Annotated in this window: 3 protein-coding genes and 1 pseudogene; 1 reads left to right on the plus strand and 3 read right to left on the minus strand. The window is 50.1% G+C overall.

Annotation, left to right across the window (positions count from 1 at the left end):
- Window positions 1-99: 99 nt before the first annotated feature.
- The 3 genes from OEL57_RS16110 to OEL57_RS16120 all read right to left on the minus strand — a co-directional run bounded on the left by OEL57_RS16110 (window position 100) and on the right by OEL57_RS16120 (window position 2,146).
- Complete coding sequence (locus OEL57_RS16110; RefSeq protein WP_300741882.1) at window positions 100-741, minus strand: chemotaxis protein CheC; 642 nt, start codon at window positions 739-741, stop codon at window positions 100-102.
- Window positions 741-1,112, minus strand: coding sequence for a response regulator (locus OEL57_RS16115; protein ID WP_300741884.1), 372 nt, complete (start codon window positions 1,110-1,112; stop codon window positions 741-743). Before OEL57_RS16115 ends, OEL57_RS16110 begins: the two co-directional genes overlap by 1 nt.
- A gap of 83 nt (window positions 1,113-1,195) precedes the next feature.
- A complete protein-coding gene (locus OEL57_RS16120; RefSeq protein ID WP_300741885.1) occupies window positions 1,196-2,146 on the minus strand; it encodes a YbgA family protein in 951 nt (316 codons plus the stop codon).
- Between the two features lie 102 nt (window positions 2,147-2,248).
- Here OEL57_RS16120 and OEL57_RS16125 point away from each other — a divergent pair.
- A pseudogene (locus OEL57_RS16125) lies at window positions 2,249-2,511 on the plus strand (methyl-accepting chemotaxis protein); the annotation flags it as partial.

Here is a 2,511-nt window from a genome sequence, read left to right on the forward strand (position 1 = left end):
CCACTGTGCAGTTCCATCCAGCGGTTCCAGGCGCTGACGTTCAGTTCACGGTCAAGTACCACCAGGCCGAGGTTGATGGTGCTGAATATCTGCTGATACTCATTCATAAGGCCCCAGAAATTCGGCAATGGCCTGTTTCAACCAGGGCATGATGCTGTGCTGGCTGACCAGAAACAGGTAGCCGCTGACGTTGTACCGCTCAAAATTAAAGACAGTCTTGAACAGGATCGCAAAGGAGTCAGAGCTGTTCAATACATCGTCCAGAGTTTCAAAAATCTGCTCCTGTGAGAAAAAGCGAGGCGGCGCATAACTGACCACATCCCCCAGCATCTCTGCAATCTTGCCGACACAGGCACCGATGATGATATTGCCCACCTCCACCAGGGTTTCCTTTTCTAAAACATCAATGTCGTAATTTTCACCGAGTAGCGCCATCTCGCCATCAAAAATTCTAAGTAATTTGCGGCCTTCTCCATGGGGAAAGACCAGGAAGCTGCCGCCGCTGAACTTGCCGCTGAAGAACTGGGTAATCATGCTCATGTCAGTGGTGTCGGGGATCTGGTTGTGAATGTAGCTGATTACTTCATCCGACTGGAGAACGGCAATATGGGGCACAGAGAGGATGACATGCAGGTTGATAATTTCAGCCAGGTCTGCAGCGGCCCGGCCAAAGCCGATATTCATGATCTCCTGCAGGGCATCTTTTTCAAGCTCGCTCAGTTCCCGTAATGGATTGCTCATTACTGTTTCTCCGTAGTGAGCGCCTTGTTAAGTTCAGCCTGTACCGCATCTTTAACCGGTGGCTTTTTGAGCAGGCCAAAGGCTCCCAGTTCCATAACTCGTTCAATGGTACGTGTCTGAATATCGGCGGTAAGGATGATCACACGGGCCGTTGGGTCATATTTGCGGATCTCGGTGAGGGCGGCCATACCGTCTAAACCCGGCATGGTCAGATCCATAAAGGTCAGATCCGGTTGAAAGGTCGTGTACAGCTCAATAGCAACGCTGCCGTCATTTCCTTCTTTAATCTCATGGCCTGCATCTTTGGGGATACAGGCCTTAAGGCTCATCCGGGCGACAAGTGAGTCATCAATAATCATAATTTTTGCCATACAAGCCCTCCAGAGACATATAGCTTTTCAATCTGAGTTTGACGTCGGAGTATAACAAATCATTCGGGTGCTGCAAAGTCATCTTACACGTGATTGCGCAGCATCAACTCATCCGGATGGGGAGAAAAATAGAGCTGTTCAGACAAATAAGTTTCATGAAAGCGGCTGGTATAGTGATTCAGCAATGTAATTGGTACAATGAGCGGCAGTTGGCCGATGCGATAGCGTTCAATCAGGCCCAATAGCTCCTGCTTTTCCCAGGGGGTCAGCTGCTTTTTGAAATAGCCCTGGCAGTGCATCAGCACATTGGCCTGTTTGGCGGGCGTGGCCAATAACTGTAGCGCTGCCATGAATAGTTTTGTGTAGGCTGGCAGCAGCTCCTGCAGGGCAATGGTGCTGGCCACCAGCTTGCCCAACTGTCTATAGTGGTCGGGGGAGTGGGCCATGATCAGTAGTTTGTGAAGGGTGTGAAATTGTATCAGATCTGCTTTGGCAGGCTTCGCAGCAAGAAAGGTCAGCAGGCGATCATAGCTGTAAACCCGTTCAATGAAGTTTTCCCGTAGACGCGCATCGCTCAGGCGTCCCTCCTCCTCTACCGGCAAGAGAGGGAACGCATCTGTCAATGCCTGGGCAAACAGGCCCTGGCCGCTGGTAAGGGGTGGGCCTTTGTCCTGATAGATTTTCACCCGGAACAGGCCGCAGCTGGGCGAGTTCTTTTTTAAGATAAAGCCCCGCAGTTGGAGTTGCTCCAGCTCCTTGATCCGTCTTTGACAGCATTCGAGCATCTGTTGCGTAAGGTCGTGACCGGTCTTGACGGTAATCAGACGAGGTGAAGCTGGATTGCCGCTCAGGTGCATCGCCTCACGGGGGATTGGGAGGCCGCTTTCAACTTCCGGACAAACCGGGATAAAGCAAAAAGAACCTGACAGCTGATCAGTGATATAGTGATGCTGCTTGTGCCCGCCATCATAACGGACTTTTTTACCTAAAAGGCAGCTGCTGGTCCCAATAATTATAGGTTGTTTTGGTTTCATTAAATCCCCCTCAGGCGCGCTTTTAGCGATTGACATACCGCCTTTTTGTGCTACTTAGTTGCAATAGTATATCACCGTTTAGCGTAAAGGAGCTGTCTTGTCATGAATTTTACCATCAAGCAGAAGATGACGGCGCTGATAACCTTTCTTCTGGGTGTAGCGGTGCTGGTCACCGGGTTGATGCTGTTTACTTTTATCAAGATCAACTCGTCTCTGGATCAGATGGACCGGATTACCAAGATTCAGCATGCAGCCATGCAGGGCTCTATCCATATGCTGAAGGCTCGTGAGTATGAAGGTGAGTTTTTTACTCGCAAGGATGATAAGTGGACTGCCCGGGTAGAGAAAGAGGTTGACGAAGTCTA

The organism is Trichlorobacter sp. (genome assembly GCF_030247655.1).
Lineage (GTDB): Bacteria > Desulfobacterota > Desulfuromonadia > Geobacterales > Pseudopelobacteraceae > Trichlorobacter.

Excerpts from the sequence above, each read along its gene's own strand:
- OEL57_RS16115 (WP_300741884.1), bottom strand. The coding sequence starts at position 1,112 with ATGGCAAAAATTATGATTATTGATGACTCACTTGTCGCCCGGATGAGC.
- OEL57_RS16120 (WP_300741885.1), bottom strand. The coding sequence starts at position 2,146 with ATGAAACCAAAACAACCTATAATTATTGGGACCAGCAGCTGCCTTTTA.
- OEL57_RS16110 (WP_300741882.1), bottom strand. The coding sequence starts at position 741 with ATGAGCAATCCATTACGGGAACTGAGCGAGCTTGAAAAAGATGCCCTG.